The organism is Enterobacter sp. A8 (assembly GCF_004296595.1).
Taxonomy (GTDB): domain Bacteria; phylum Pseudomonadota; class Gammaproteobacteria; order Enterobacterales; family Enterobacteriaceae; genus Enterobacter; species Enterobacter cloacae.
In genome coordinates this window covers 982,565-1,008,970 of the sequence record NZ_SCMF01000001.1, presented here as the reverse complement: position 1 = coordinate 1,008,970, position 26,406 = coordinate 982,565, and the positions used below count along the sequence as shown (strand labels likewise).

The following is a 26,406-nucleotide window of genomic DNA, read 5'->3' as shown; positions in this document are numbered from 1 at the left end:
GTAATGGGCTGAGCATGCACTGTGGCAGAAGAGAACGACGACAAGACAGAAGCCCCCACACCCCACCGACTTGAAAAAGCGCGTGAGGAAGGGCAGATCCCCCGATCCCGAGAGCTGACATCCCTGCTGATCCTTATTGTGGGTGTGTGCATCATCTGGTGGGGTGGGGAGTCGCTCGCCCGAAAACTGGCGGGGATGCTCTCTGCCGGATTACGTTTCGACCACAGTATGGTCAACGACCCAAACCTTATCCTCAGCCAGATTATTCAGCTTATTAAAGGGGCCATGGTTGCACTGCTGCCCCTGATTACCGGGGTGGTGCTGGTCGCGCTGATCTCGCCGGTGATGCTTGGTGGTCTGGTCTTTAGCACCAAATCGCTGCAACCGAAATTTTCCAAACTGAACCCGCTGTCCGGCATCGCGAAAATGTTCTCCGCGCAGACCGGGGCAGAACTGCTTAAAGCCATCCTCAAAGCAGCGCTGATGGGCAGTGCCGCGGGGTTTTATCTCTGGCACAACTGGCCGGAAATGATGCGGCTTATCAGCGAGTCGCCTTTGACCGCGATGAGCAATGCGCTGAATCTGGTCGGACTCTGCGCGCTGCTGGTGGTCCTCAGCATTATTCCGATGGTGGGGTTCGACGTCATCTTCCAGCTGTACAGCCACTTCAAAAAACTGCGCATGTCCCGTCAGGATATCCGTGACGAATATAAGCAGATGGAAGGCGACCCGCACGTGAAAGGGCGTATCCGCCAGATGCAGCGCGCCGCCGCCCGTCGAGGGATGATGGAAGATGTGCCGAAAGCCGACGTTATTGTCACCAACCCGACCCACTATTCCGTTGCGCTGCAGTACGACGAAAACAAAATGAGCGCGCCGAAAGTGGTGGCGAAGGGGGCGGGCTTAATCGCTCTGCGCATCCGCGAGATTGGCACGGAAAACCGGGTGCCAATACTGGAAGCGCCGCCGCTGGCGCGTGCGTTGTACCGCCACGCGGAAATTGGACAACAGATCCCAGGACAACTCTACGCCGCCGTGGCGGAAGTGCTGGCCTGGGTATGGCAGTTGAAACGCTGGCGTCTGGCTGGCGGTCAACGACCTGTCAAACCTGAGAACCTTCCGGTGCCTGCTGCGCTGGATTTTATGAACGAGAAGGACACTGATGGCTAATCTGGTGGCAATGTTGCGCCTGCCCGGCAACCTGAAATCGACCCAATGGCAAATCCTTGCCGGGCCGATCCTCATCCTGCTAATCCTGTCGATGATGGTATTGCCGCTGCCGGCATTCATCCTCGACCTGCTTTTCACTTTCAACATTGCGTTGTCCATCATGGTGTTGCTGGTGGCGATGTTCACCCAGCGTACCCTTGAGTTTGCGGCGTTTCCGACCATCCTGCTGTTTACCACCCTGTTACGACTGGCGCTGAACGTGGCGTCCACGCGTATCATCCTGATGGAAGGCCACACCGGCGCGGCAGCAGCGGGTAAAGTGGTTGAAGCCTTTGGCCACTTCCTCGTGGGCGGTAACTTTGCTATCGGCATCGTGGTGTTTGTCATTCTCGTTATCATCAACTTTATGGTTATCACCAAAGGTGCAGGGCGTATTGCGGAAGTGGGTGCGCGCTTTGTGCTGGACGGGATGCCGGGTAAGCAGATGGCGATCGACGCCGACCTTAACGCCGGGCTTATCGCGGAAGATGAAGCGAAAAAACGCCGCGCGGAAGTGACCCAGGAAGCGGACTTCTACGGCTCAATGGACGGTGCGAGTAAGTTTGTGCGCGGTGACGCCATCGCGGGCATTCTCATCATGGTGATTAACGTGGTGGGTGGCCTGCTTGTTGGGGTGCTGCAGCATGGCATGGGCATGGGCCAGGCGGCTGAAAGCTATACGCTGCTGACCATTGGTGACGGTCTGGTTGCCCAGATCCCGGCGCTGGTCATTTCTACCGCCGCGGGCGTTATTGTTACCCGCGTCAGTACCGATCAGGACGTTGGCGAGCAGATGGTTGGCCAGCTGTTCAGCAACCCGCGCGTCATGCTGCTGGCGGCGGCGGTGCTGGGTCTGCTCGGCCTGGTGCCGGGCATGCCGAACCTGGTTTTCCTGCTGTTCACGGCAGCACTGCTGGGCCTTGCCTGGTGGATGCGTGGCCGTGAAATGAAACCCGCGGCAGAACCTGTACCGGTAAAAATGCCGGAGAACACGCAGGCCGTGGAAGCCACCTGGAACGACGTTCAGCTGGAAGATTCGCTGGGGATGGAAGTGGGTTACCGTCTGATCCCGATGGTCGATTTCCAGCAGGATGGCGAACTGCTTGGCCGCATCCGCAGTATCCGGAAAAAATTCGCCCAGGATATGGGCTTCCTGCCGCCGGTTGTGCACATCCGCGACAACATGGATCTTCCGCCTGCCCGCTACCGTATTCTGATGAAAGGGGTTGAGATTGGCAGCGGCGATGCGTATCCAGGCCGCTGGCTGGCGATTAACCCGGGCACAGCCGCCGGTACGCTGCCGGGTGAACAGACCATCGATCCCGCGTTTGGTCTGGCCGCTATCTGGATTGAAAGCGCGCTCAAAGAGCAGGCACAAATTCAGGGGTATACCGTGGTGGAGGCCAGTACCGTGGTGGCTACCCATCTTAACCACCTGATTGGACAGTTCTCAGCAGAGCTGTTTGGCCGTCAGGAAGCACAGCAGTTACTCGACCGCGTGAGCCAGGAGATGCCGAAGCTGACGGAGGATCTGGTACCGGGCGTGCTGACGTTGACCACCCTGCATAAGGTGCTGCAAAACCTGCTTGATGAAAAAGTGCCGATCCGCGATATGCGCACCATTCTGGAAACCCTCGCCGAGCATGCACCGCTGCAAAGCGATCCGCATGAGCTGACGGCGGTGGTGCGCGTGGCGCTGGGCCGCGCGATCACCCAGCAGTGGTTCCCGGGCACCGGCGAAGTGCAGGTGATTGGCCTGGATACGCCGCTGGAACGTCTGCTGTTGCAGGCCCTGCAGGGCGGTGGCGGGCTGGAGCCGGGTCTGGCTGACCGTCTGCTGGCGCAAACACAGGAGGCGCTGGCGCGTCAGGAGATGCTGGGGGCACCGCCGGTGCTACTGGTAAACCATGCGCTGCGTCCGCTGCTGTCACGCTTCCTGCGCCGTAGCCTGAACCAACTGGTGGTGCTGTCGAATCTGGAGCTGTCTGATAATCGCCATATTCGTATGACGGCGACGATTGGAGGTAAATAATGCGTAAGTGGTTAGGGCTATTACTCTTCCCGCTGGTGGCGCAGGCCGCGGGCGAAGGGAGCTGGCAGGCCAGCAGCATCGGCGTGACCCTCAGCAACCGTGGCGTGGCGATGTCGTCGCGCCCGCTGGCGCCTTCTGAACCGGTGTCCGGTCAGATGAGCCTGGTGGTGTGGAACTACTCGCTGATTGGCCCGACGCCTGCCGGGCTGCAGGTGCGTCTGTGCTCCCAGAGCCGTTGCACGGAAATTGACGGAGAGAGCGGCACTACCCAGGCGTTTAACGGCGTACCTGCTATAGAACCTTTACGCTTTATCTGGGAAGTGCCGGGCGGCGGGCGGTTGATCCCGGCGCTCAAGGTGCAGAGTAATTCCGTTATCGTTAACTACCGCTAGTTGCCTGCCTCAACGCCCGTTATCAACGTTTATGATAGCGGGCTCGCAAAAATGACCTCACCTTTTGAAGTAATAGAAACGCTGTTTTATAAATCAGTGATGCACGTAATGACACTCTTTGCATTTTTGCCAGCCTTTGCGGTGTGATGGCAGAAACAGAAAGGTTTCCACAGTGCGTTAATTCTACTGTAGCCGTGTAAAAACTCCCGGACGAGGTTTGCTTACAGGGGGTCTCCTAAAACTGATTAGGGTTGACGGCAATGAAAACACGAAAAATTGGACTCGCAAACTATCTTGCATACGGGGCAGGGGATTTCCTCGGCGCGGGAACGACCGCGCTGACGGCGGCCTGGCTTTTGTATTTTTATACGACCTTCTGTGGACTCACACCGATTGAAGCGACCTTTATTTTTGCTGCTGCAAGGGTACTGGACGCGGTGGTCAGCCCGCTGATGGGCTTTTTAACCGATAACTTTGGCACCACCTGGCTGGGAAAACGCTTTGGTCGCCGCAAATTCTTTATTCTGCTCGGCATTCCCTGCGTCTTCAGCTACTCCCTGATGTGGGTTGGGGAGATGAATTTCTGGTACTACCTGCTGACCTATCTGGTCTTCGATATCGTCTACACCATGATTCTGGTGCCGTATGAAACGCTGGTCCCGGAGATGACCGATGACTTTAAACAGAAAACGAAATTCTCCGGTGCGCGTATTTCGATGGCGCAGATGTCCGCTATCCTGGCTTCGTTCCTGCCGGGGATCCTGCTGACCCACTTTGGTAAAGACAACGCGATCTCTTTCTTCTACGCAAGCCTGGTCTTCTCGGTGCTGTGCGCGCTGATGCTGACCTTTGTCTGGTTCTTCACCTGGGAGCGCCCGCGTGAGGAGTGGTCTGAAGCGGCCCTGCGCGCGGAAGAAGAGAAGAAAAAACTGACCCTGGGCCAGAGCCTGAATCGCCTGTTTGTGGAGTTAAGCTCGACGCTGCGCATCAAGATTTTCCGGCAGCACCTGGGCATGTACCTTGGCGGCTACATTGCGCAGGACGTCTTCAACGCCGTCTTTACCTATTACGTGGTGTTTGTGCTAATGCAGGAGGCGTCTATGGCGTCGAACCTGCTGGGCACGATGGCCATTTTCCAGTTCCTTGCCGTGATTGGGATGATCCCGCTGTGCATTCGCTTTGGGCCTGCGCCGTCTTACCGCATGGTGGTGGTGCTGTTTGGCCTGGCCTCTCTCTCTTACGCCGCGCTGTATTACGCCGGGCTGAGCGACGTTTACGCTTTGCTGCTGCTTATCTCCGCGGTTGCCGGTCTTGGTCGCGGCGGTATCAACTATGTGCCGTGGAACACCTATACCTACATTGCTGACGTGGACGAAGTGATCACCGGCCAGCGTCGTGAGGGCATCTTCGCCGGTATCATGACGTTGACCCGAAAAGCGTCTCAGGCCGGTGCGGTAATGCTGGTGGGCATCGTGATGCAGATGTCCGGCTTTGTCAGCGGTCAGAAAACCCAGCCTGCTGAAGTCAGCCACACCATTCTGCTGATTTTGAGCGTGGGAACCCTTCTGGTGCTGTTCTGCGGCTTCCTGGTTTCCCTGCGCTTCAGGCTCAATCTACAAACCCACAGCACGCTGCGCGAAGAGACCGCGAAAATGCGCGAATCGGGCCGCGCCATGCCTGAAGCGGCCAGCCCGCACGCCCGCGCCACCGTAGAAATGCTGGCCGGTATGCCGTTCGAATCCTTGTGGGGGAATAACAACATTGGTTATCTCAATCGCAATAAACCAGCGGCTCCTTCGCTGAAGGGACGTGCGGTACTGAATTCGACATACAACAGAGGTTAAGATGATGAAAATTTGGCCTGTCAAACATAGCCCCTTGCTGCGTCAGCCAGAGCGTTTTATCGCCAGGGACGAGCTGAAATCGCTGATTCAGAAGGTGACGCATAACCTGGTCAATATCCACGACAAAACGGGTGAATTTTTGCTGCGGCTGGACGACGGGCGCGTCATAGATACCAAAGGCTGGGCAGGGTGGGAGTGGACGCACGGCGTCGCGTTGTACGGTATCTGGCAGTACTACTGCCAGACCGGCGACGACGGGATGCGCGACATTATCGACAGCTGGTTTGCGGACCGTTTTGCGGAAGGGGCAACCACCAAAAACGTGAATACCATGTCGCCGTTCCTGACGCTGGCGTACCGCTATGAAGAGACCCGAAATCCGGCCTGGCTGCCGTGGCTGGAGAGCTGGGCGGAGTGGGCGATGCATGAGATGCCGCGTACCGAACACGGCGGCATGCAGCACATTACCCTGGCGGAAGAGAACGCGCAGCAGATGTGGGATGACACGCTGATGATGACGGTCCTGCCGCTGGCCAAAATTGGCAAGCTGCTGAACAAACCGGAATACGTTGAGGAGGCGGTGTACCAGTTCCTGCTGCATGTGCAGAACCTGATGGACCGGGAGACCGGGCTGTGGTTCCACGGCTGGAACTATGACGGCAACCATAACTTTGCCCATGCCCGCTGGGCGCGTGGCAACAGCTGGCTCACCATTGTGATCCCGGACTTCCTCGAACTGGTCGATCTGCCGGAAAACAACGCCGTGCGCCGTTATCTGACGCAGGTTCTCAATGCGCAGATTGCCGCGCTGGCGACATGTCAGCACGACAGTGGCCTGTGGCATACGCTGCTCGACGACCCAGACTCATACCTGGAGGCGTCGGCCACGGCAGGCTTTGCCTACGGTATTCTTAAGGCCGTGCGTAAACGCTATGTGGCGGCGGAATACGCTGAGGTCGCGGAGAAAGCCATCAGAGGGATTGTGAAAAACATCTCGCCGGAAGGGGAGCTGCTGCAAACGTCGTTCGGAACCGGGATGGGGAGCGATCTGGAGTTTTACCGCCAGATCCCGCTGACGTCGATGCCGTACGGTCAGGCAATGGCAATCCTCTGTTTGACGGAGTATTTGCGGAAGTACTTCTGATCATAAAAAAACCCGGCGATGATGGCCGGGTTTTTTGTATTACATACGTTCTACGGTTTCGATACCCAGGGTATCCAGACCCAGCTTCAGGGTCTTCGCCGTCAGCTGCGCCAGCTTCAGGCGGCTGTTGCGGACCGATTCATTTTCCGCAGACAGAATAGGGCAGTGCTCGTAGAAGCCGGAGAACAGACCGGCCAGATCGTACAGGTAAGCACACATCACATGCGGCGTACCGTCGCGTGCAACCACGGACAGCGTCTCTTCAAACTGCAGCAGACGGGCCGCCAGCTGGGCTTCACGATCTTCGGTAATGGTGACGGTCGCATTCGCCAGCACGCTTTCATCGATATTCGCTTTACGGAACACCGAGAGCACGCGGGTGTAGGCATACTGCATGTACGGCGCGGTGTTACCTTCAAACGCCAGCATGTTGTCCCAGTCGAAGATATAGTCGGTGGTACGGTTCTTGGAGAGATCCGCGTATTTCACCGCACCGATACCCACGGCGTTCGCCAGTTTTTCCAGCTCCTCGGCCGGCATATCCGGGTTCTTCTCTGCCACCAGGCGACGGGCGCGTTCCAGCGCTTCGTCCAGCAGGTCGGACAGCTTCACCGTACCGCCCGCACGGGTTTTGAACGGCTTGCCGTCTTTACCCAGCATCATGCCGAACATGTGGTGTTCCAGCGGTACGCAATCGGGAACATAACCGGCTTTACGCACGATAGTCCACGCCTGCATCAGGTGCTGGTGCTGACGGGAGTCGATGTAGTACAGCACGCGGTCAGCATGCAGCGTTTCGTAACGGTACTTCGCACAGGCGATATCGGTGGTGGTGTAGAGGTAGCCGCCATCCTTTTTCTGGATGATCACGCCCATCGGTTCGCCTTCCTTGTTTTTGTACTCATCAAGGAATACGACCGTTGCGCCTTCGCTCTCAACCGCCAGATGTTTGGCCTTCAGGTCGGCCACAATGCCCGGCAGCATTGGGTTATAGAGGCTTTCACCCATCACGTCGTCGCGGGTCAGGGTGACGTTCAGACGGTTATAGGTGAGCTGGTTCTGGGACATGGTGATGTCCACCAGCTTGCGCCACATCTCCAGGAAATACGGGTCGCCGCCCTGCAGTTTCACCACATAGCTACGCGCGCGCTCGGCGAAGGCTTCATCTTCGTCGTAGTGTTTTTTGGCTTCACGGTAGAACCCTTCCAGGTCCGCCAGCGCCATTTCACCCGCGTTTTCCTGCTGCTGTTTTTCCAGGTAAGCAATCAGCATACCGAACTGGGTACCCCAGTCGCCCACGTGGTTCGCGCGGATCACCTTGTGACCGAGGAACTCAAGGGTGCGTACTGCCGCGTCACCGATGATGGTGGAGCGCAGGTGGCCAACGTGCATCTCTTTCGCGACGTTTGGCGCGGAGTAGTCAATCACCACGGTCTGTGGCTCTGGCTGGGTTACGCCCAGACGGTCAGATTTCAGCGCTGCGTCAACGTGGCTTGCCAGGAAGGCCGGCTCAAGGAAAATGTTGATAAAGCCCGGGCCAGCGATTTCGGTTTTGCTGGCAATGCCGGTGAGATCCAGATGAGTCAGCACCTGCTCAGCCAGTTGTCGCGGCGGCATGCCCAGTTTTTTAGCCACTGCCATCACGCCATTAGCCTGATAGTCGCCAAACTGTACTTTCGCTGACTGACGAACCTGCGGTTCGCAATCCGCAGGCGCACCTGCGGCAATCAGTGCCTGACTGACTTTTTCTGAGAGAAGAGCCTGAATATTCACCTGGATACCTTACGTTTTTGATGCGGGCTGACTGCCACCCGCGCCAGTTAAAGAATGAGGGCGGGAGTATACTGCAAATGCCTTCTGGCGTCAGCACTGCGGGGGGCGAAGATTGCGCAGAATCCAGGCTAAGAAAGCATGCATAATCATGCAGTGATAAAAAGCGTCATTCCGCGGTTGGTCAAAAGGGGGCAACAGAGTAAATTAGCGGCTTTGCGACACGATAAGAGACTGACTTATGGCGAACTGGCAATCCATTGACGAACTGCATGATATTTCCGCAGATTTACCGCGCTTCACCCAGGCGTTCACAGAACTTGCCACCCGTCTTGGTCTGGACATTGCGCCGCTTGAGGCCGATCACATCTCCTTGCGCTGTCATCAGAACGCCACCGCCGAGCGCTGGCGTCGCGGGTTTGAACAGTGCGGGGAACTGCTCTCTGAGAACATCATCAACGGCCGTCCTATCTGTCTGTTTAAACTGCATGAGCCGGTCTGCGTAGCGCACTGGCAATTTAGCGTTGTTGAACTGCCGTGGCCGGGAGAAAAACGTTACCCGCATGAAGGCTGGGAGCACATCGAAATCGTGCTGCCTGGCGAGCCCGACACGCTGAATGCGCGCGCGCTGGCGCTGCTGTCTGATGAGGGGTTAAGCAAGCCGGGTATCTTTGTGAAAACGAGTTCACCAAAAGGCGAGCGCGAGCGTTTACCAAACCCGACGCTGGCCGTGACTGACGGACAGGTGACGGTGAAGTTCCATCCCTGGACGATAGAACAGATTGTTGCCAGCGAAGAGTAAGCGTTGTGACGACACGCGAAGACCGACCGGGAGCGGCGTGTCATGATGGTGCATTACGCGGAATTTAAGGAGGAGTGGATGGCGCGGCTGGAGATTTGCTGTTACAGCGTGGAGTGTGCCGTGACGGCGCAACAGCGGGGGGCAGACCGCATTGAACTGTGCGCGGCACCGAAAGAAGGGGGGTTAACGCCCTCGTACGGTGTGTTGAAGTCTGCCCGTCAGGCTGTCACCGTTCCGGTACACCCTATCATTCGTCCTCGGGGCGGTGATTTTTGTTACTCGGCAGGCGAGTTCAATGCCATGCTTGACGATATCGCCCTTGTTCGCGATCTGGGATTCCCGGGGCTGGTGACGGGGCTGCTCGATGAAGAAGGCAACGTCGATGTACCGCGTATGCGCCAGGTAATGGCGGCCGCAAAGGGGATGGCGGTAACATTTCATCGCGCGTTCGATATGTGTAAAAACCCATTACAAGCCTTTGATACCCTTGCGGAACTTGGCGTGGCGCGTGTGCTGACATCGGGCCAGCAGTCGTCGGCTGAAAAAGGACTGCAATTAATTACGGAACTAAAAGCACATTCCGGTGTTCCAATAATAATGGCGGGTGCGGGAGTCCGTGCCAGCAATCTGGAACTGTTTTTAAACGCCGGGGTGGAAGAGCTTCACAGCTCTGCCGGGAAATGGATACCGTCGCCCATGCGTTATCGCAACACAGGGTTGTCTATGTCGACGGATGCTGAAGCGGATGAGTACTCACGCTACGGTGTAGATGGAGAGTCGGTTGCGGAAATGAAATCGCTGATTGAACGTCATCACGTGTAGCAACGTACCGATTTTTACCGCGCATCATGTCGCCCAATATGATGCTTGCTTGTACCAGGCCCCTGCCAATTACACAGGGGCCTTTTTTTCTCCTTCATATTTCAAGCCGCAGCTGCGTTGGCTGCCTCGCTCCCCCCAGTCACTTACTGATGTAAGCTCCTGGGGATTCGCTGCGTTGCCGCCTTGCTGCAACTTGAAATATTTTGGAGAAAACCTGCGATGACCAGGCCGGGTAAGGCGCAGCCGCCACCCGGCTAAAAGGCTACGGCTTCGTGGCAATCAACACCGCACGCATTGGCGCCGGATAGCCTTCAACGGTTTTGCTGTGGTCGGTTGGGTCAAGGAACTGCTCCAGCGATTCGGTCACCATCCACTCCGTGCGGCGTTGCTCCTCGATGGAGGTCACGCAGACGTCGGCGATGCGCACATCCACAAATCCGCACTTCTCCAGCCAGTTTTTCAGCGCCAGCGCGGAAGGAATGAAGTAGACGTTGCGCATTTGCGCGTAACGATCGCCGGGAACCAGAACGGTATTTTCATCGCCTTCGACCACCAGCGTTTCCAGCACCAGTTCGCCGCCGCTGACCAGCTGATCTTTCAGCTGCCATAAATGCTCCAGCGGGGAACGGCGGTGGTAAAGCACGCCCATGGAGAAGACGGTATCAAACGCTTTCAGCGCGGGCAGTTGCTCAATGCCCAGCGGCAGCAAATGCGCGCGCTGGTCGTTACCCAGCAGCTTACGCACGGCTTCGAACTGGCACAGGAACAACTGCATCGGGTCGATGCCAACGGCTAAATGCGCGCCCGCGCCAATCATGCGCCACATGTGGTAACCGCTACCGCAGCCGACGTCCAGAATGGTACGCCCGGTCAGGTCGGAGAGGTGCGGCAGCACGCGATCCCATTTCCAGTCGGAGCGCCATTCAGTATTGATATTCACCCCGTAGAGCGAAAACGGTCCTTTGCGCCACGGCATCAGGTTACGCATCAGCGTTTCGATGCGATTAATCTGCCCGGCGGGCAGCGGCTCTGCGCTTTCTGCCGTGACGCTGTGCAGCAGATCCAGACGGTGAGGCGTCAGCTCCGGCAGAAACTCCACCGCATTTGACCACTGCTTCAACAGCCCATGCTGCTGATCGCGCTGCCAGGTGGCAATCTGCGCAGGCAGCGTCTCCAGCCAGTGGGAGAGATGGTTTTTTGCAATCAGCTGATAGAAGTTACCGAACTCAATCATGCCGCGTCCTCAGCTTTCAGCGCCACCAGGGAGCCAAAGTTAAAGCACTGGAACCACAGTTCGCTGTGCTCAAAGCCTGCCTGGCGCAGACGCGCTTTATGGGTTTCCACGGAGTCCGTCAGCATCACGTTTTCCAGCATGCTGCGTTTCTGGCTAATCTCCAGCTCGCTGTAGCCGTTTGCACGTTTGAAATCGTGGTGCATGTTGAACAGCAGTTCGCCGACGGTCGCGTCTTCAAAGCTGAATTTCTCAGACAGCACCAGCGCGCCACCGGGGTTAAGGCCCTGATAAATTTTGTCCAGCAGCCGCTGGCGGTCATCGGGCACCAGGAACTGCAGGGTAAAATTCAGCACGACCATCGAGGCGTTGTGGATTTCGATGTCACGAATGTCGCCTTCAACGACCTCGACCGGAGTTGCCGCTTTCCAGGCATCAATATGACGGCGGCAGCGTTCAACCATCGCCGGGGAGTTATCGACGGCAATGATTTTACAGCCTTCGTGATGAACGTTACGACGTACCGACAACGTTGCCGCGCCGAGCGAGCAGCCCAGGTCATACACCAGCGTGCCGGGTTGAACGAAGCGCTCAGCCAGCATGCCGATCATGGAGATAATATTGGAATAACCGGGAACAGAGCGCTGGATCATATCCGGGAAGACTTCGGCTACCCGTTCATCGAAGGTCCAGTCGCCCAGGCTGGCGATAGGCGCGGAAAAAAGCGTGTCGCGATCTGACATAACGTAAAAATCCGGGAAAAATAAAGTGGCGTATTGTGCGCTAACGGAAGGAGAAAACCAACTCCCACGGCATATACCAAAGGTTAGCCAGCACCATCAGCAAAAGCGAGCACCATGTCGCGCTCATGCCGGAACGACGCCAGCGGAATAAGCGGTGGTGAAAGCCGTAATAATGCATTAACCGACCCGCAATCAGCAGCAGGCCACAAATGTGTACCATCCAGGTTTCGGCGCCATTCATCTCCATAAACAGCAGCAAAATGAGTGCCACCGGAATGTACTCAACCGCGTTGCCGTGGATACGGATAGCGCTTTGCAGTTCGGAAAACCCCCCGTCGCCGTATGAGACGCGGTACTGCATTCTGAGTCGCACAACATCAAATGAAAATTTAATCAGCAGTAATGCACCTAGCACCGCATACAACGCGCTGACCATACAAACTCCCTGTGTTTTGGCAGATGGCGTCTCTATGATATGGCGTGATCTCAGAAAAGAGAAGATTGTTGTGGGATGGAGGGCGCGCTGCCGAGCGACGGAACCGCGGTTTGCAGGGCCTGCCAGAGCGTATCGACCAGTTCGGGGGCCTGGGCGATATCCGGCGTATGTAAAAAAAGATACGGCGTGGTGGTCTGTTCCCATTTCGCTAACGTGTGCAGCCAGACGGCGAACATCTCCTGATTTTGCTGCATATTGTCGCTGCCGATAAACCGGACCATCGGATTGTGCGCGGTTACGATAGCGTGGACCGGGACTTTGGGCTTCTTGCGCTGGGCATCAATAATGGCTTCGTTATGCGCAATTGCGCTGTGAACAGGACGACTGTCAAGGATGACGCGGTTGACTGAGCGCTCATGCAATCCCCGGTTGAGTGCTTTCTCTACCTCGCCTTTGGCAAAAAATTCAGGATGTCTCACTTCAACGCCGTAGGTAAAGTCCCGGGGCAGGCCATCAAGGAATGGCCAGAGCGCGGGCAGATCGCGCGGACCAAAGGTGGCGGGAAGCTGCAGCCAGTACTGGCCGATACGGTTTGCCAGTGGCGACATTCGGCCAAAAAACTCTTCGGTTAAATCACTGCAGTTACGCAGGGCGGCGTTATGGGAGATGGTTGCCGGAAATTTAAAGCAGAAGCGGAAATCATCCGTGGTTTGATCCCGCCAGCGCTCGACAATCTCTGCCCGGGGAAGGGCATACAGCGTGGTGTTGCCCTCCACGCAGTTAAAGTGCCGGGCGTACTCTTCAAGGCTGGTTATGCCAAGGCGCACCCATTTCGGGTGCGACCACTGGGGCAGGCCCACGTACATCATAACGCGCTTAAAATCTCATCCGTGCTGCGCACGCGACCGATGCGCGGGAAAATATGGGTCATGCTGCCCTGGTGTTGTTCCGCAGAAGCCGCGCTGCATGCGTCTTCGGCAATCACCAGGTTAAAGCCCAACTCCCAGGCGTTACGGGCGGTGGATTCCACGCCAATGTTGGTGGAGATCCCGCACAGGATAATGGTGTCGATACCGCGGCGGCGCAGCTGTAGCTCCAGGTCGGTGCCGTAGAAGGCGCCCCACTGGCGTTTGGTCACTTCGATATCGCTGTCGCGTTTGCCGAGCGAGACCGGATACGTCCACCAGTTGTCCGGCAGGGCGTGCGCGGGCGCCTGAGCGTCAACCGGCTGTTTTAACGCTTCGGCAAAATCGGCCGACCAGCCAACGCGCACCATGACAACCGGTGCACCGCTGGCGCGGCATTTTTCCGCCAGACGGGCGGCACGGCTGACGACATCATCAGCGGTGTGCGGGCCACCGGCAAAGGGAAGGATCCCTTCCTGTAGATCAATCACCACCAGGGCGGTTTTGCGGGCATCAAGTGTCAGCATGGTAACTCCAGTTAAATGAATCGCTTCCGTTACACCTTACGACGTTATGGCCTGTTATCGGTCGGATAATTTTGTTAATTTTTGTGAGAATTCGCAATAAGAGCGCAGCAAACGTGCGTCTGGCCGTGCTTCGCTCTTATCGTCCGGCGGAATTTCCAGTATAATAGCCGCCTTTTTTCATCCAGTTGTGACATACAGAAAGCTGCGACATAGTAGCCTGCATACCAGGCGACATTTAGCCTGCGGCTAATTAAGGGATATCTCATGCGTACAGAATATTGCGGGCAGCTGCGTCAGTCCCACGTCGGACAGCAGGTGACCCTGTGTGGTTGGGTCAACCGTCGTCGTGATCTTGGTAGCCTTATCTTCATCGATATGCGCGACCGCGAAGGTATCGTTCAGGTGTTCTTCGATCCGGATCGCGCGGACGCGTTGAAGCTGGCTTCTGAGCTGCGTAATGAGTTCTGCATTCAGGTCACCGGCACCGTACGTGCGCGTGACGAGAAAAACGTCAACGCAGATATGGCGACCGGTGCCATTGAAGTGCTGGCCTCCGATCTGACGATCATCAACCGTGCTGAAGCGCTGCCGCTGGACTCCAACCACGTCAACACTGAAGAAGCGCGTCTGAAATACCGCTACCTGGATCTGCGTCGCCCGGAAATGGCACAGCGCCTGAAAACCCGTGCGAAAATCACCAGCCTGGTGCGTCGCTTTATGGATGACCACGGTTTCCTCGATATCGAAACCCCGATGCTGACCAAAGCCACGCCGGAAGGCGCGCGCGATTACCTGGTGCCATCCCGCGTTCATAAAGGCAAATTCTACGCGCTGCCGCAGTCTCCACAGCTGTTTAAACAGCTGCTGATGATGTCCGGCTTCGATCGCTACTATCAGATCGTAAAATGCTTCCGTGACGAAGACCTGCGCGCTGACCGTCAGCCAGAATTTACCCAGATCGATGTGGAAACCTCCTTCATGACCGCTGAGCAGGTGCGTGAAGTGATGGAAGCGCTGGTGCGCAGCCTGTGGAATGACGTGAAGGGCGTGGAGCTGGGCGACTTCCCCATTATGACCTTCGCCGAAGCCGAGCGTCGTTACGGCTCCGACAAACCAGACCTGCGTAACCCTATGGAGCTGGTGGACGTTGCTGACCTGGTGAAATCCGTTGAGTTTGCGGTGTTTGCCGGCCCGGCTAACGATCCGAAAGGTCGCGTAGCAGCCCTGCGTGTACCGGGCGGTGCAGCGCTTAGCCGTAAGCAGATTGACGACTACGGCAACTTCATCAAGATCTACGGCGCGAAAGGTCTGGCCTATATTAAAGTAACCGAGCGTGCGAAAGGTCTGGAAGGTATCACCAGCCCGGTGGCGAAGTTCCTGAACGCGGAGATTGTAGAAGCGATCCTTGAGCGCACCGGCGCACAGGATGGCGACATGATCTTCTTCGGCGCTGACAACAAGAAAATTGTTGCCGATGCAATGGGCGCGCTGCGTCTGAAACTGGGCAAAGATCTGAACCTCACCGACGAGAGCAAATGGGCGCCGTTGTGGGTTATCGACTTCCCGATGTTTGAAGACGACGGTGAAGGCGGCCTGACTGCCATGCACCACCCGTTCACCTCGCCAAAAGACATGACGGCGGCAGAGCTGAAAGCGGCACCGGAAGAGGCAGTCGCGAACGCCTACGATATGGTTATCAACGGCTATGAAGTGGGCGGCGGCTCCGTGCGTATTCACAGCGGTGAGATGCAGCAGACGGTGTTCGGCATTCTGGGCATCAACGAACAGGAACAGCGCGAGAAGTTCGGCTTCCTGCTGGATGCGCTGAAGTACGGTACGCCGCCTCACGCAGGCCTGGCATTCGGTCTCGACCGTCTGACTATGCTGCTGACCGGCACCGACAACATCCGTGACGTTATTGCCTTCCCGAAAACCACCGCAGCGGCGTGTCTGATGACCGAAGCGCCAAGCTTCGCTAACCCGGCCGCGCTGGCTGAGCTGGGTATCGACGTGGTGAAAAAGGAAGAGAAAAACTGATATGGCATATAAGCGTCCCGTTTCTGTCTTAGTTGTAATTTACGCTCAGGACACGAAGCGGGTGCTGATGTTGCAGCGGCGCGATGACCCTGAATTCTGGCAGTCGGTTACCGGCAGTCTGGAAGAGGGCGAAACCGCGCCGCAGGCCGCCGCGCGTGAAGTAAAGGAAGAGGTCACCATTGACGTTGCTTGCGAGCAACTGACCCTGAAGGACTGTCAGCGCACGGTGGAGTTCGAAATTTTTAGCCATTTACGTCATCGCTATGCACCGGGTATCGAGCGCAACACGGAATCGTGGTTCTGTCTCGCGCTCCCTCACGAACGGGAGATCGTGTTCACTGAACATCTGACCTACCGCTGGGTGGATGCGGCGGATGCCGCCGCACTGACCAAATCGTGGAGCAACCGGCAGGCGATTGAAGAATTTGTAATTAACGCAGCCTGAAAAGGCGCGATTTTTGGAGAACTTTTTATGGCAGGTCATAGTAAGTGGGCCAACACCAAACACCGCAAAGCGGCACAGGATGCCAAGCGCGGTAAGATCTTTACCAAAATCATTCGCGAGCTGGTGACAGCAGCGCGTCTGGGCGGCGGCGATCCGGCGTCTAACCCACGTCTGCGTGCGGCAGTAGATAAAGCGCTGTCCAACAACATGACGCGTGACACCCTGAACCGTGCTATCGCTCGTGGCGTGGGCGGTGATGAAGACACGAACATGGAAACCATCATTTATGAAGGTTACGGTCCTGGCGGCACCGCGGTAATGGTTGAATGTCTGTCCGACAACCGTAACCGTACCGTTGCAGAAGTGCGCCATGCGTTCACCAAAACCGGCGGTAACCTGGGGACTGACGGTTCTGTAGCGTATCTGTTCAGCAAAAAAGGCGTCATCTCCTTCGAGAAAGGCGACGAAGATGTCATCATGGAAGCGGCACTGGAAGCGGGTGCGGAAGACGTAGTCACCTTCGACGATGGCGCTATCGATGTCTACACCGCGTGGGAAGAGATGGGCGCAGTACGTGATGCGCTGGAAGCGGCGGGCCTGAAAGCCGACAACGCTGAAGTCTCCATGATCCCGTCCACCAAAGCGGATATGGATGCTGAAACGGCACCAAAACTGCTGCGTCTGATCGACATGCTTGAAGACTGCGACGACGTGCAGGAAGTGTATCACAACGGTGAGATCTCTGATGAGGTTGCAGCGACTCTCTGATGAGAGCGTTTAAACCGTTTACGGGAGACGCGTGATGTCGATTATCCTTGGGATTGACCCCGGCTCACGCGTCACCGGTTACGGCGTTATCCGTCAGGTTGGACGCCAGTTAACCTACCTTGGCAGTGGCTGTATTCGCACCAAAGTCGAAGATCTGCCGTCGCGACTGAAGCTCATTTATGCAGGCGTGACGGAGATTATCACCCAGTTTCAGCCTGACTATTTCGCCATCGAGCAGGTCTTCATGGCGAAAAACGCCGATTCGGCGTTAAAGCTCGGTCAGGCGCGGGGCGTGGCAATTGTTGCTGCCGTGAACCAGGATCTTCCGGTATTTGAATACGCGGCAAGACAGGTCAAGCAGACGGTGGTGGGGATTGGTAGCGCGGAGAAAAGCCAGGTGCAGCATATGGTGCGTACCCTGTTGAAGCTCCCCGCGAACCCGCAGGCCGATGCCGCCGATGCGCTGGCAATTGCGATCACCCACTGTCATGTCAGCCAGAACGCGATGCAAATGAGCGAGTCGCGGCTCAATCTGGCGCGAGGCAGGTTACGATAATGAGAAATCAGGCTGGATGTTTATCCAGCCTTTTTTTATTATGTCGCAAATCAATAATTTTCCAGAACGCAGGAGCGTCACGTGATAGGCAGACTCAGAGGCATCATCATTGAAAAACAACCCCCGTTAGTGCTGCTGGAAGTGGGCGGCGTGGGCTATGAAGTCCATATGCCAATGACCTGCTTCTACGAGCTGCCGGACGCGGGCAAAGAGGCGATTGTCTTTACCCAGTTTGTGGTGCGTGAAGATGCTCAACTGCTCTATGGCTTCAACAACAAACAGGAACGCACCCTGTTCCGCGAGCTGATTAAAACCAACGGCGTCGGGCCGAAGCTGGCGCTGGCCATTCTCTCCGGTATGTCCGCCCAGCAGTTCGTGAATGCCGTTGAGCGCGAAGATCCTGCCGCGCTGGTTAAGCTCCCGGGCATTGGTAAGAAAACGGCAGAGCGCCTGATTGTTGAGATGAAAGACCGCTTTAAAGGTCTGCATGGCGATCTCTTTACCCCTGCTGCCGATCTGGTGCTGACTTCGCCGGGTGCGCCTGTGTCGGATGATGATGCCGAGCAGGAAGCGGTTGCCGCGCTGGTGGCGCTGGGCTATAAACCTCAGGAGGCCAGCCGAATGGTGAGCAAAATTGCCAAACCGGATGCCAGCAGTGAAACTCTGATTCGTGAAGCGCTGCGCGCTGCGTTGTGAGGTAAAGGATGATTGAAGCAGATCGCCTGGTATCGGCAGGCACTATTCAGGCAGAGGACGTGGTGGATCGTGCGATCCGTCCGAAGTTGCTTGATGAGTATATTGGCCAGCCGCAGGTGCGTTCCCAGATGGAGATCTTCATCCAGGCGGCAAAGCTGCGCGGCGATGCGCTCGATCACCTGCTGATTTTCGGTCCTCCGGGTTTGGGGAAAACCACCCTGGCGAATATCGTTGCCAATGAAATGGGCGTGAACCTGCGTACCACGTCTGGCCCGGTGCTGGAAAAAGCAGGCGATCTGGCGGCGATGCTGACCAATCTTGAACCGCACGACGTGCTGTTTATCGATGAGATCCACCGCCTGTCACCGGTGGTGGAAGAGGTTCTCTATCCGGCAATGGAAGACTACCAGCTGGATATCATGATCGGCGAAGGCCCTGCCGCGCGTTCGATCAAAATCGATCTGCCGCCGTTTACCCTGATTGGCGCCACCACCCGTGCCGGGTCTTTAACCTCTCCACTGCGCGACCGCTTTGGTATTGTGCAGCGCCTCGAGTTCTATCAGGTCGCCGACCTCCAGCATATCGTGGGCCGCAGTGCCCGCTATATGGGGCTGGATATGAGTGAAGAAGGGGCATTTGAAGTGGCGAAGCGTTCGCGCGGAACACCGCGTATCGCTAACCGCCTGCTGCGCCGCGTCCGTGACTTTGCAGAAGTGAAGCACGATGGTTCTATTTCTGCCGAAATTGCTGCTCAGGCGCTGGATATGCTGAATGTCGATGCTGAGGGTTTTGACTACATGGACCGCAAGCTGCTGCTGGCGGTACTGGACAAATTCTTTGGCGGGCCGGTCGGGCTGGATAACCTGGCGGCGGCAATCGGGGAAGAGCGCGAGACAATTGAAGATGTACTCGAACCGTATCTGATCCAGCAGGGCTTCCTGCAACGTACCCCGCGTGGGCGTATGGCCACGGTGCGGGCGTGGAATCATTTCGGTATCACGCCACCGGCAATGCCGTAATGCTTAATTCCCTCTCCCAAAGGGCTGAGGGATCCCCATAAATAATGCCTGCACAGACGGCCCCCCTCTCCCTTTGGGAGAGGGCTGGGGTGAGGGGGAACATACGGCTATGGAGGTCATTCCGTTCACTTCATGTTCCTTGCTACTCTGCAATAACATGATCCGTGAACGTGCCAGGGCGGCTCAATCGCCGCCGCCCTGGCGACCCGGGCTCCCGGCGGTAAATCGCCGCTTCGCGGTGCCCTCGGCTTATTCCTTCCGGCTTATCGGGGACGGGCGGATGTAACGTCCCTGTAAAGCCGCCCTCTCGGCGCATCCCTGCGCCTCGCCCCGGCCTGCAGGAAACGCCTCAGCGATTTACAGCCGGACCAGGGCGTCGCTGTAAGTCATTCATTTTCCTGAAGCAACATTCATCGCTTTCGGTAAAAAATTACTGGGGATTCCTCAGCCCAAAGGGAGAGGGTTAGGATGAGGGCATCAGCGCCCTCGATATCAACTAGCGGTCTTCTTCATCATACTTAAAATAAACAGTACCGCCGCACACAGCACCACTGACGGCCCCGCAGGCGTGTCATAGAACGCCGAGAAGGTTAACCCGCCCGTGACCGCAATCATCCCGATAATCACCGCCACGCCTGCCATCTGCTCCGGCGTACGGGCAAAACGACGCGCGGTGGCCGCAGGAATAATCAGTAGCGACGTAATAATCAGCGCACCGACGAACTTCATCGCCACGCCGATGGTTAACGCCGTCACCAGCATCAGCAGCAGCTTCACCCGCTGCAACTTCACGCCGTCTACAAATGCCAGATCCGGGCTGACGGTCATCGCCAGCAAATTACGCCACTGCCACAGCAGAATACCCAGCACCACCACCACGCCAATGGCAATAGCAATGAGATCTTCAGGCGTCACGGCGAGCAGGTCGCCAAACAGATAGGCCATCAGGTCAACGCGGATATTGGACATCAGGCTCACTACCACCAGACCCAGGGACAGGGCGCTGTGCGCCATAATGCCGAGCAGGGTATCAATGGCGAGGTGAGGGCGTTTTTCCAGCCAGACCAGACCGGCGGCGAGGAGCAGCGTAACGACAATCACCGCATAGAACGGGTTGACGTCCAGCAGTAACCCAAAGGCCACGCCCAGCAGTGAAGCATGGGCCAGGGTATCGCCGAAATAGGACATTCTGCGCCAGACCACAAACGAGCCAAGCGGACCCGCGGCGCAGGCGAGCATAATCCCGGCCAGCCAGCCGGGCAGTAACAGTTCAATCATGAGTGTCCATTTCCCCGGCGCAGGACAATTCGTCCCTGTAAATCATGGCGGTGGTTATGATGATGGCGATAAATACCCAGTTGTTCAGCCCCGCGAGGGCCAAACATAGAGATAAATTCGGGGTGCATTGACACCACTTCAGGCGTGCCGGAACAGCAGATATGATGGTTCAGACAGAGCACTTCGTCGGTTTTCGCCATCACCAGATGCAGGTCGTGGGAGACCATCAGCACCGCGCAGTTCAGTTCGTGGCGCAGCTGGTCAATTAAATCGTAAAGCGCGACCTGACCATTGACGTCCACACCCTGCGTTGGCTCATCCAGTACCAGCAGCTGTGGGCTGCTGAGCAGCGCCCGGGCAAGTAACACGCGCTGGGTTTCCCCGCCGGACAGTTTTTGCAGTGGCGCGTCCACCAGGTGGCCCGCCTGGACACGTTTCAGCGCCGGAAGAATATCGGCTTTACGCGTACCAGGGCGCAGGCGCAGGAAGCGGCTGACGGTCAGCGGCAGCGTGGCATCAAGATGTAATTTTTGCGGCACGTAGCCGATACGCAATTTTTCTTCACGCTTGATGACACCTTCATCAGGGGCTACCAGACCCAGCACCACGCGCACAAGGGTGGATTTACCCGCGCCGTTCGGACCGAGCAGCGTCAGAATTTTACCGGGCTTCAGATCTAGCGACACGTCAGAAAGGACGCGGCGCTGACCGAAAGAGACCGAAACATTTTCAAGAGAAACCAAAGTTGTCATGTCAATTTAAGCTTGCAGAAGTCAACGAATGTTATAATATCACATTCCACGCATTCATTACGATGATTAGTCGCATTATGTTACATAAAAATACGCTTCTTTTCGCAGCATTATCCGCTGCCCTTTGGGGCACAACAGCACAAGATGTTAACGCTGCCGTTGTCGCTTCGCTCAAACCGCTGGGATTCATTGCATCGGCCATTGCAGATGGGGTGACGGAAACCCAGGTTCTGCTGCCCGATGGGGCCTCTGAGCATGATTATTCCCTGCGTCCATCCGATGTAAAACGCTTACAAAACGCGGACTTAGTTGTCTGGATTGGGCCGGAGATGGAAGCCTTCATGCAGAAGTCTGCGAACCAGATCGCGGACACGAAAAAGGTCACCATTGCCGAACTTTCTGGCGTGAAACCGTTGCTCATGAAGGGGAGTGATGACGACGGTGACGAACACGAAGGTCATCATGCTCATGATGAAAAAGGTGACGGGGATCACCATCACGGCGAGTACAATATGCATCTTTGGCTCTCCCCAGAGATAGCGCGGCTTTCGGCGGTTGCAATCCATGACAAATTAGTGGAACTTATGCCGCAAAGTCGAGCCAAACTAGACGCCAACCTGAAAGATTTTGAGGCACAATTAGCCGCAACCGATAAGCAGGTGGGTAACGAGCTGGCACCGCTGAAAGGAAAAGGGTATTTCGTTTTTCATGACGCCTATGGCTATTACGAAAAACACTACGGCCTGACCCCGCGTGGGCATTTTACCGTCAACCCTGAAATTCAGCCTGGTGCGCAGCGTTTACATGAGATCAGAACACAGTTGGTTGAGCAAAAAGCGTCCTGCGTTTTTGCTGAGCCACAGTTCAGGCCAGCGGTCGTAGAAGCCGTGGCCAGGGGAACATCCGTGCGCATGGGAACCCTTGACCCGCTAGGAACGAACATCCAGTTGAGTAAAGCGAGCTATTCGCAGTTCCTCACTCAACTGGCGAACCAGTATGCGAGCTGCCTGAAAGGAGATTAACGAGGAAGTGAATACGTGCAACAGATAGCCCGCTCTGTCGCCCTGGCATTTAACAATCTGCCCCGACCCCATCGCGTTATGCTGGGGTCGCTTACAGTTCTCACCTTAGCGGTCGCCGTCTGGCGGCCCTATGTTTACCACCCGAGTTCTGCCCCTATCATCAAAACCATCGAGCTTGAGAAGAACGAAATCCGTTCTCTGCTGCCGGAGGCCAGTGAGCCTATCGACCAGGCGGCTCAGGAAGATGAAGCCATTCCGCAGGATGAGCTGGACGATAAAACCGAGAATGAAGCCGGGATCCATGAATATGTGGTCTCCACTGGCGATACGCTGAGCAGCGTACTGAACCAGTACGGCATTGACATGGGGAATATCAGCCAGCTGGCTGCCGCAGATAAAGACCTGCGTAACCTGAAAATTGGCCAGCAGCTCTCGTGGACGTTAACGCCAGAGGGCGATCTGCAGCGCCTGACCTGGGAAATGTCCCGTCGCGAAACGCGCACCTACGACCGCACTGCAAACGGTTTCAAGATGACCAGCGAGTTGCAGAAGGGCGACTGGGTTAACAGCGTGATGAAAGGGACCGTAGGCGCAAGCTTTGTCTCCAGCGCGCGTGATGCGGGCCTGACCAGCGCTGAAATCAGCTCGGTTATCAAAGCCATGCAGTGGCAGATGGATTTCCGTAAGCTGAAAAAAGGTGATGAGTTCTCCGTACTGATGTCCCGCGAAATGCTGGACGGCAAGCGTGAGCAGAGCCAACTGGTGGGTGTACGTTTGCGCTCTGATGGTAAAGATTACTACGCCATTCGCGCTGAAGACGGCAAATTCTATGACCGCAGCGGTACCGGGCTTGCGAAAGGCTTCCTGCGCTTCCCAACGGCGAAACAGTTCCGCATCTCATCCAACTTTAACCCGCGTCGTCTGAACCCGGTCACCGGGCGCGTGGCGCCGCACCGTGGCGTGGACTTCGCCATGCCGCAGGGCACACCGGTGCTGGCGGTGGGAGATGGTGAAGTGGTTGTCGCCAAACGCAGCGGGGCGGCCGGGTACTATGTTGCGGTCCGTCATGGTCGCACTTATACCACCCGTTATATGCACCTGCGTAAGCTGCTGGTGAAACCAGGCCAGAAAGTGAAACGTGGCGACCGTATCGCCCTCTCAGGCAATACCGGACGTTCTACAGGGCCACACCTGCATTATGAAGTGTGGATCAACCAGCAGGCGGTAAACCCGCTGACGGCGAAACTGCCGCGCACCGAAGGGCTGACGGGTAAAGATCGTAAAGATTACCTGGCGCAGGTGAAAGAGGTTGTGCCGCAACTGCGTTTCGACTAAACCCTTCCGTTTTGTCTAAAGCCGGCGTCAGTAAGCGCCGGCTTTTTCTTTTGTGCGTGGGGCGCTGCCTCGCTACACTATCGTCATTATATTTTGCGTCACCAGACCCTGGAACCAGCATGGAAACCAAAAAAAACAATATTGAGTTCATTCCTGAGTTTGAAAAATCCTTTCGCCACCCGCGTAACTGGGGCGCCTGGCTTGGCGTTTACGCGTTTGCTGGCATTGCCATGTTACCTGCCTCTGTGCGCGATCCCGTTCTGGGGAAAATTGGCCGTCTTGCAGGACGAATGGGCAAAAGTGCCCGTCGTCGTGCGCAAATCAATCTCTACTACTGCTTCCCGGAAAAGAGCGATGCCGAGCGCGAAGCGATTATTGATGACATGTATACCACCGCGCCACAAGCCATGGCGATGATGGCAGAGCTGGCGCTAAAAGGGCCAGAAAAGGTCCTTAAGCGTGTTGACTGGAAAGGGCTGGAGATCATTGACGAGATGCGCCGCAACGATGAAAAAGTGATTTTTCTCGTCCCGCACGGCTGGGGTGTGGATATTCCGGCCATGCTGATGGCATCTCAGGGCCAGAAGATGGCGGCCATGTTCCATAACCAGGGTAATAAAGTGTTTGATTTCGTCTGGAACACCGTGCGTCGTCGTTTTGGTGGACGCCTGCACGCCCGTAACGATGGTATCAAGCCGTTTATTCAGTCCGTGCGACAGGGGTACTGGGGTTACTATCTGCCGGATCAGGATCACGGCCCTGAGCACAGCGAGTTTGTCGATTTCTTTGCCACCTACAAGGCGACGCTTCCGGCGATTGGCCGTCTGATGAAAGTCTGCCGCGCCCGGGTTATTCCGCTGTTCCCGGTCTACGATGGCAACACGCACCGTCTGAGCATTGAGGTTCGCCCGCCGATGGACGACTTACTGACCGCGGACGATAACACCATCGCGCGTCGCATGAACGAAGAGGTGGAGGTGTTGGTGGGACCGCATCTTGAGCAATACACGTGGATCCTGAAGTTGCTCAAAACGCGTAAGCCTGGCGAGAAAGAGCCGTATCAGCGCAAAGAACTTTACCCAAAGAGATAAAACCCCTCACGCTGACCCTCTCCCCGTGGGGGAGAGGGAAACATCTGTTTATTATTCGACGGTTAATACGCGGGTGGTGTTGGTTGAGCCGATGGTGCTCATGACATCACCCTGGGTCACGATGACAATATCACCGGATACCAGGTAGCCTTTGTCGCGCAGCAGATTAACGGCATCGTGCGCCGCTGCCACACCGTCATTGGTGCTGTCGAAGTAAACCGGGGTTACGCCGCGGTACAGCGCCGTCAGGTTCAGCGTGCGCTCGTGGCGGGACATCGCGAAGATCGGCAGACCGGAGCTGATACGGGACGTCATTAGCGCGGTACGGCCCGATTCGGTCATGGTGATGATCGCCGTGACGCCCTTCAGATGGTTAGCCGCATACATGGCGGACATCGCAATCGCTTCTTCCACGTTGTCGAACTGCACGTCCAGACGGTGTTTAGAGACGTTGATGCTTGGGATCTTCTCCGCGCCCAGACAGACGCGCGCCATCGCGGCAACGGTCTCTGCCGGGTACTGACCGGCTGCGGTTTCCGCAGAGAGCATGACCGCATCGGTACCGTCCAGCACGGCGTTAGCCACGTCCATCACCTCTGCACGGGTCGGCATTGGGTTGGTGATCATGGATTCCATCATCTGGGTTGCGGTGATCACCGCGCGGTTCAACTGACGCGCGCGACGGATCAGCGCTTTCTGGATGCCGACCAGTTCCGGGTCGCCAATTTCCACACCCAGATCGCCACGGGCAACCATCACCACGTCAGACGCCAGAATCACGTCGTCCATGGCATCCTGATCGCAAACGGCTTCCGCACGTTCAACTTTTGCTACGATTTTGGCATCGCAGCCTGCATCACGCGCCAGACGGCGGGCATAGTTCAGGTCTTCGCCGCAGCGCGGGAAGGAGACGGCCAGATAGTCCACGCCGATCAGCGCCGCGGTAACGATATCCGCTTTGTCTTTATCGGTCAGCGCTTCGGCAGACAGGCCACCGCCGAGCTTGTTAATGCCTTTGTTGTTAGAGAGTGGGCCGCCGACGGTGACTTCGGTGAACACCTTCATCCCCTGAACTTCCAGCACTTTCAGCTGAACACGACCGTCGTCGAGCAGCAGGATATCGCCAGGCACAACGTCAGCCGGCAGACCTTTATAGTCGATACCCACTTTCTCTTTATCGCCTTCACCTTTACCCAGGTTGGCATCAAGCAGGAATTTATCGCCGATATTGAGGAAAACTTTGCCTTCTTTGAAGGTCGAGACACGAATTTTTGGACCCTGCAGGTCACCGAGAATAGCAACATGGCGGCCCAGTTTAGCCGCGATCTCACGCACTTTGTCGGCACGTAATTTATGGTCTTCTGGCGTACCGTGAGAGAAGTTCATACGCACCACGTTGGCACCCGCGGCGATAATCTTTTCGAGGTTATTATCGCGATCGGTGGCCGGGCCTAAGGTGGTGACGATCTTGGTTCTGCGAAGCCTTCTGGACATGTAATACTCCGTTGACTGAAACAACTTTGGTGTTGCGTGAAGATTGAATCGGCCTT

General features: G+C 56.6%; 25 protein-coding genes. 16 read left to right on the top strand and 9 right to left on the bottom strand.

Going from position 1 to position 26,406, the window contains the following annotated elements; translation table 11 throughout:
- Positions 1-21: 21 nt before the first annotated feature.
- The 5 genes from flhB to EQV24_RS04710 all read left to right on the top strand — a co-directional run bounded on the left by flhB (position 22) and on the right by EQV24_RS04710 (position 6,621).
- Positions 22-1,170, top strand: coding sequence for a flagellar biosynthesis protein FlhB (gene flhB, locus EQV24_RS04730; RefSeq protein ID WP_130626255.1), 1,149 nt, complete (start codon positions 22-24; stop codon positions 1,168-1,170).
- Positions 1,163-3,241: a flagellar biosynthesis protein FlhA gene (gene flhA, locus EQV24_RS04725; RefSeq protein WP_020687642.1), complete on the top strand. Its 2,079-nt coding sequence runs from the start codon at positions 1,163-1,165 to the stop codon at positions 3,239-3,241. Before flhB ends, flhA begins: the two co-directional genes overlap by 8 nt.
- Complete coding sequence (locus EQV24_RS04720) at positions 3,241-3,633, top strand: flagellar protein FlhE (protein ID WP_013096068.1); 393 nt, start codon at positions 3,241-3,243, stop codon at positions 3,631-3,633. The genes flhA and EQV24_RS04720 overlap by 1 nt, the downstream gene beginning before the upstream one ends.
- 260 nt (positions 3,634-3,893) lie before the next feature.
- The gene (locus EQV24_RS04715) at positions 3,894-5,477 is read left to right on the top strand and encodes an MFS transporter (protein ID WP_040019968.1); all 1,584 of its coding nucleotides are present in this window, start codon (positions 3,894-3,896) and stop codon (positions 5,475-5,477) included.
- Positions 5,478-5,481: 4 nt separating this feature from the next.
- Positions 5,482-6,621 (top strand): glycoside hydrolase family 105 protein, encoded by a 1,140-nt coding sequence (locus EQV24_RS04710; RefSeq protein WP_130626414.1) that lies wholly within the window; start codon positions 5,482-5,484, stop codon positions 6,619-6,621.
- Positions 6,622-6,660: 39 nt separating this feature from the next.
- Here EQV24_RS04710 and argS read toward each other — a convergent pair whose 3' ends face one another.
- A complete protein-coding gene (gene argS, locus EQV24_RS04705; protein ID WP_029882318.1) occupies positions 6,661-8,394 on the bottom strand; it encodes an arginine--tRNA ligase in 1,734 nt (577 codons plus the stop codon).
- Positions 8,395-8,632: 238 nt separating this feature from the next.
- Between argS and EQV24_RS04700 the strand changes: the two genes are divergently transcribed.
- A complete protein-coding gene (locus tag EQV24_RS04700) occupies positions 8,633-9,193 on the top strand; it encodes a VOC family protein (protein WP_013096073.1) in 561 nt (186 codons plus the stop codon).
- Between the two features lie 78 nt (positions 9,194-9,271).
- Entirely contained in the window at positions 9,272-10,015 is a 744-nt protein-coding gene (gene cutC / locus EQV24_RS04695) for a copper homeostasis protein CutC (RefSeq protein ID WP_130626413.1), read from the top strand.
- A gap of 262 nt (positions 10,016-10,277) precedes the next feature.
- Here cutC and cmoB read toward each other — a convergent pair whose 3' ends face one another.
- From cmoB to EQV24_RS04670, 5 genes are read right to left on the bottom strand one after another with little or no spacing between them, the layout of a single operon-like run.
- Entirely contained in the window at positions 10,278-11,249 is a 972-nt protein-coding gene (gene cmoB, locus EQV24_RS04690; RefSeq protein ID WP_013096075.1) for a tRNA 5-methoxyuridine(34)/uridine 5-oxyacetic acid(34) synthase CmoB, read from the bottom strand.
- Positions 11,246-11,989, bottom strand: coding sequence for a carboxy-S-adenosyl-L-methionine synthase CmoA (gene cmoA, locus EQV24_RS04685; protein WP_045292481.1), 744 nt, complete (start codon positions 11,987-11,989; stop codon positions 11,246-11,248). The genes cmoB and cmoA overlap by 4 nt, the downstream gene beginning before the upstream one ends.
- A gap of 40 nt (positions 11,990-12,029) precedes the next feature.
- Positions 12,030-12,425, bottom strand: a complete 396-nt coding sequence (locus EQV24_RS04680) for an MAPEG family protein (RefSeq protein WP_013096077.1) — start codon at positions 12,423-12,425, stop codon at positions 12,030-12,032.
- 50 nt (positions 12,426-12,475) lie between these two features.
- Positions 12,476-13,294, bottom strand: coding sequence for a DUF72 domain-containing protein (locus EQV24_RS04675; RefSeq protein WP_129252432.1), 819 nt, complete (start codon positions 13,292-13,294; stop codon positions 12,476-12,478).
- Entirely contained in the window at positions 13,291-13,857 is a 567-nt protein-coding gene (locus EQV24_RS04670) for a hydrolase (protein WP_013096079.1), read from the bottom strand. Before EQV24_RS04670 ends, EQV24_RS04675 begins: the two co-directional genes overlap by 4 nt.
- Before the next feature lie 264 nt (positions 13,858-14,121).
- Between EQV24_RS04670 and aspS the strand changes: the two genes are divergently transcribed.
- The 6 genes from aspS to ruvB all read left to right on the top strand — a co-directional run bounded on the left by aspS (position 14,122) and on the right by ruvB (position 19,378).
- The gene (gene aspS / locus EQV24_RS04665) at positions 14,122-15,894 is read left to right on the top strand and encodes an aspartate--tRNA ligase (RefSeq protein WP_013096080.1); all 1,773 of its coding nucleotides are present in this window, start codon (positions 14,122-14,124) and stop codon (positions 15,892-15,894) included.
- Position 15,895: 1 nt separating this feature from the next.
- Positions 15,896-16,339, top strand: coding sequence for a dihydroneopterin triphosphate diphosphatase (nudB, locus tag EQV24_RS04660; RefSeq protein ID WP_023620451.1), 444 nt, complete (start codon positions 15,896-15,898; stop codon positions 16,337-16,339).
- Between the two features lie 27 nt (positions 16,340-16,366).
- The gene (locus EQV24_RS04655; protein WP_013096082.1) at positions 16,367-17,107 is read left to right on the top strand and encodes a YebC/PmpR family DNA-binding transcriptional regulator; all 741 of its coding nucleotides are present in this window, start codon (positions 16,367-16,369) and stop codon (positions 17,105-17,107) included.
- A 34-nt stretch (positions 17,108-17,141) separates the two neighbouring features.
- Complete coding sequence (gene ruvC, locus EQV24_RS04650; RefSeq protein WP_013096083.1) at positions 17,142-17,663, top strand: crossover junction endodeoxyribonuclease RuvC; 522 nt, start codon at positions 17,142-17,144, stop codon at positions 17,661-17,663.
- Positions 17,664-17,744: 81 nt separating this feature from the next.
- A complete protein-coding gene (gene ruvA, locus EQV24_RS04645; protein WP_013096085.1) occupies positions 17,745-18,359 on the top strand; it encodes a Holliday junction branch migration protein RuvA in 615 nt (204 codons plus the stop codon).
- 8 nt (positions 18,360-18,367) lie between these two features.
- Positions 18,368-19,378, top strand: coding sequence for a Holliday junction branch migration DNA helicase RuvB (gene ruvB / locus EQV24_RS04640; protein WP_020687650.1), 1,011 nt, complete (start codon positions 18,368-18,370; stop codon positions 19,376-19,378).
- Positions 19,379-19,870: 492 nt separating this feature from the next.
- Here the strand turns inward: ruvB and znuB are convergent, their stop codons facing one another.
- Together znuB and znuC are read right to left on the bottom strand one after the other, a co-directional pair.
- Positions 19,871-20,656: a zinc ABC transporter permease subunit ZnuB gene (gene znuB, locus EQV24_RS04635; protein WP_130626254.1), complete on the bottom strand. Its 786-nt coding sequence runs from the start codon at positions 20,654-20,656 to the stop codon at positions 19,871-19,873.
- Positions 20,653-21,408, bottom strand: coding sequence for a zinc ABC transporter ATP-binding protein ZnuC (znuC, locus tag EQV24_RS04630; protein WP_014832401.1), 756 nt, complete (start codon positions 21,406-21,408; stop codon positions 20,653-20,655). The genes znuB and znuC overlap by 4 nt, the downstream gene beginning before the upstream one ends.
- 77 nt (positions 21,409-21,485) lie before the next feature.
- Here znuC and znuA point away from each other — a divergent pair, with 77 nt between their 5' ends.
- The 3 genes from znuA to lpxM all read left to right on the top strand — a co-directional run bounded on the left by znuA (position 21,486) and on the right by lpxM (position 24,856).
- Entirely contained in the window at positions 21,486-22,430 is a 945-nt protein-coding gene (gene znuA / locus EQV24_RS04625; RefSeq protein WP_013096089.1) for a zinc ABC transporter substrate-binding protein ZnuA, read from the top strand.
- A 15-nt stretch (positions 22,431-22,445) separates the two neighbouring features.
- A complete protein-coding gene (gene mepM / locus EQV24_RS04620) occupies positions 22,446-23,765 on the top strand; it encodes a murein DD-endopeptidase MepM (protein WP_013096090.1) in 1,320 nt (439 codons plus the stop codon).
- A 119-nt stretch (positions 23,766-23,884) separates the two neighbouring features.
- Positions 23,885-24,856, top strand: a complete 972-nt coding sequence (gene lpxM / locus EQV24_RS04615; RefSeq protein ID WP_130626253.1) for a lauroyl-Kdo(2)-lipid IV(A) myristoyltransferase — start codon at positions 23,885-23,887, stop codon at positions 24,854-24,856.
- 51 nt (positions 24,857-24,907) lie between these two features.
- Here the strand turns inward: lpxM and pyk are convergent, their stop codons facing one another.
- Positions 24,908-26,350 carry a pyruvate kinase gene (pyk, locus tag EQV24_RS04610; RefSeq protein WP_013096092.1) on the bottom strand — a complete coding sequence of 481 codons (1,443 nt, stop codon included), beginning with the start codon at positions 26,348-26,350 and terminating at the stop codon, positions 24,908-24,910.
- Positions 26,351-26,406 lie beyond the last annotated feature (56 nt).

Coding starts and splice junctions, on each gene's coding strand:
- flhA (WP_020687642.1), top strand. CDS start 1,163: ATGGCTAATCTGGTGGCAATGTTGCGCCTGCCCGGCAACCTGAAATCG.
- EQV24_RS04720 (WP_013096068.1), top strand. CDS start 3,241: ATGCGTAAGTGGTTAGGGCTATTACTCTTCCCGCTGGTGGCGCAGGCC.
- EQV24_RS04715 (WP_040019968.1), top strand. CDS start 3,894: ATGAAAACACGAAAAATTGGACTCGCAAACTATCTTGCATACGGGGCA.
- EQV24_RS04710 (WP_130626414.1), top strand. CDS start 5,482: ATGAAAATTTGGCCTGTCAAACATAGCCCCTTGCTGCGTCAGCCAGAG.
- EQV24_RS04700 (WP_013096073.1), top strand. CDS start 8,633: ATGGCGAACTGGCAATCCATTGACGAACTGCATGATATTTCCGCAGAT.
- cutC (WP_130626413.1), top strand. CDS start 9,272: ATGGCGCGGCTGGAGATTTGCTGTTACAGCGTGGAGTGTGCCGTGACG.
- cmoB (WP_013096075.1), bottom strand. CDS start 11,249: ATGATTGAGTTCGGTAACTTCTATCAGCTGATTGCAAAAAACCATCTC.
- cmoA (WP_045292481.1), bottom strand. CDS start 11,989: ATGTCAGATCGCGACACGCTTTTTTCCGCGCCTATCGCCAGCCTGGGC.
- EQV24_RS04680 (WP_013096077.1), bottom strand. CDS start 12,425: ATGGTCAGCGCGTTGTATGCGGTGCTAGGTGCATTACTGCTGATTAAA.
- EQV24_RS04675 (WP_129252432.1), bottom strand. CDS start 13,294: ATGATGTACGTGGGCCTGCCCCAGTGGTCGCACCCGAAATGGGTGCGC.
- EQV24_RS04670 (WP_013096079.1), bottom strand. CDS start 13,857: ATGCTGACACTTGATGCCCGCAAAACCGCCCTGGTGGTGATTGATCTA.
- aspS (WP_013096080.1), top strand. CDS start 14,122: ATGCGTACAGAATATTGCGGGCAGCTGCGTCAGTCCCACGTCGGACAG.
- nudB (WP_023620451.1), top strand. CDS start 15,896: ATGGCATATAAGCGTCCCGTTTCTGTCTTAGTTGTAATTTACGCTCAG.
- EQV24_RS04655 (WP_013096082.1), top strand. CDS start 16,367: ATGGCAGGTCATAGTAAGTGGGCCAACACCAAACACCGCAAAGCGGCA.
- ruvC (WP_013096083.1), top strand. CDS start 17,142: ATGTCGATTATCCTTGGGATTGACCCCGGCTCACGCGTCACCGGTTAC.
- ruvB (WP_020687650.1), top strand. CDS start 18,368: ATGATTGAAGCAGATCGCCTGGTATCGGCAGGCACTATTCAGGCAGAG.
- znuB (WP_130626254.1), bottom strand. CDS start 20,656: ATGATTGAACTGTTACTGCCCGGCTGGCTGGCCGGGATTATGCTCGCC.
- znuC (WP_014832401.1), bottom strand. CDS start 21,408: ATGACAACTTTGGTTTCTCTTGAAAATGTTTCGGTCTCTTTCGGTCAG.
- znuA (WP_013096089.1), top strand. CDS start 21,486: ATGTTACATAAAAATACGCTTCTTTTCGCAGCATTATCCGCTGCCCTT.
- lpxM (WP_130626253.1), top strand. CDS start 23,885: ATGGAAACCAAAAAAAACAATATTGAGTTCATTCCTGAGTTTGAAAAA.
- pyk (WP_013096092.1), bottom strand. CDS start 26,350: ATGTCCAGAAGGCTTCGCAGAACCAAGATCGTCACCACCTTAGGCCCG.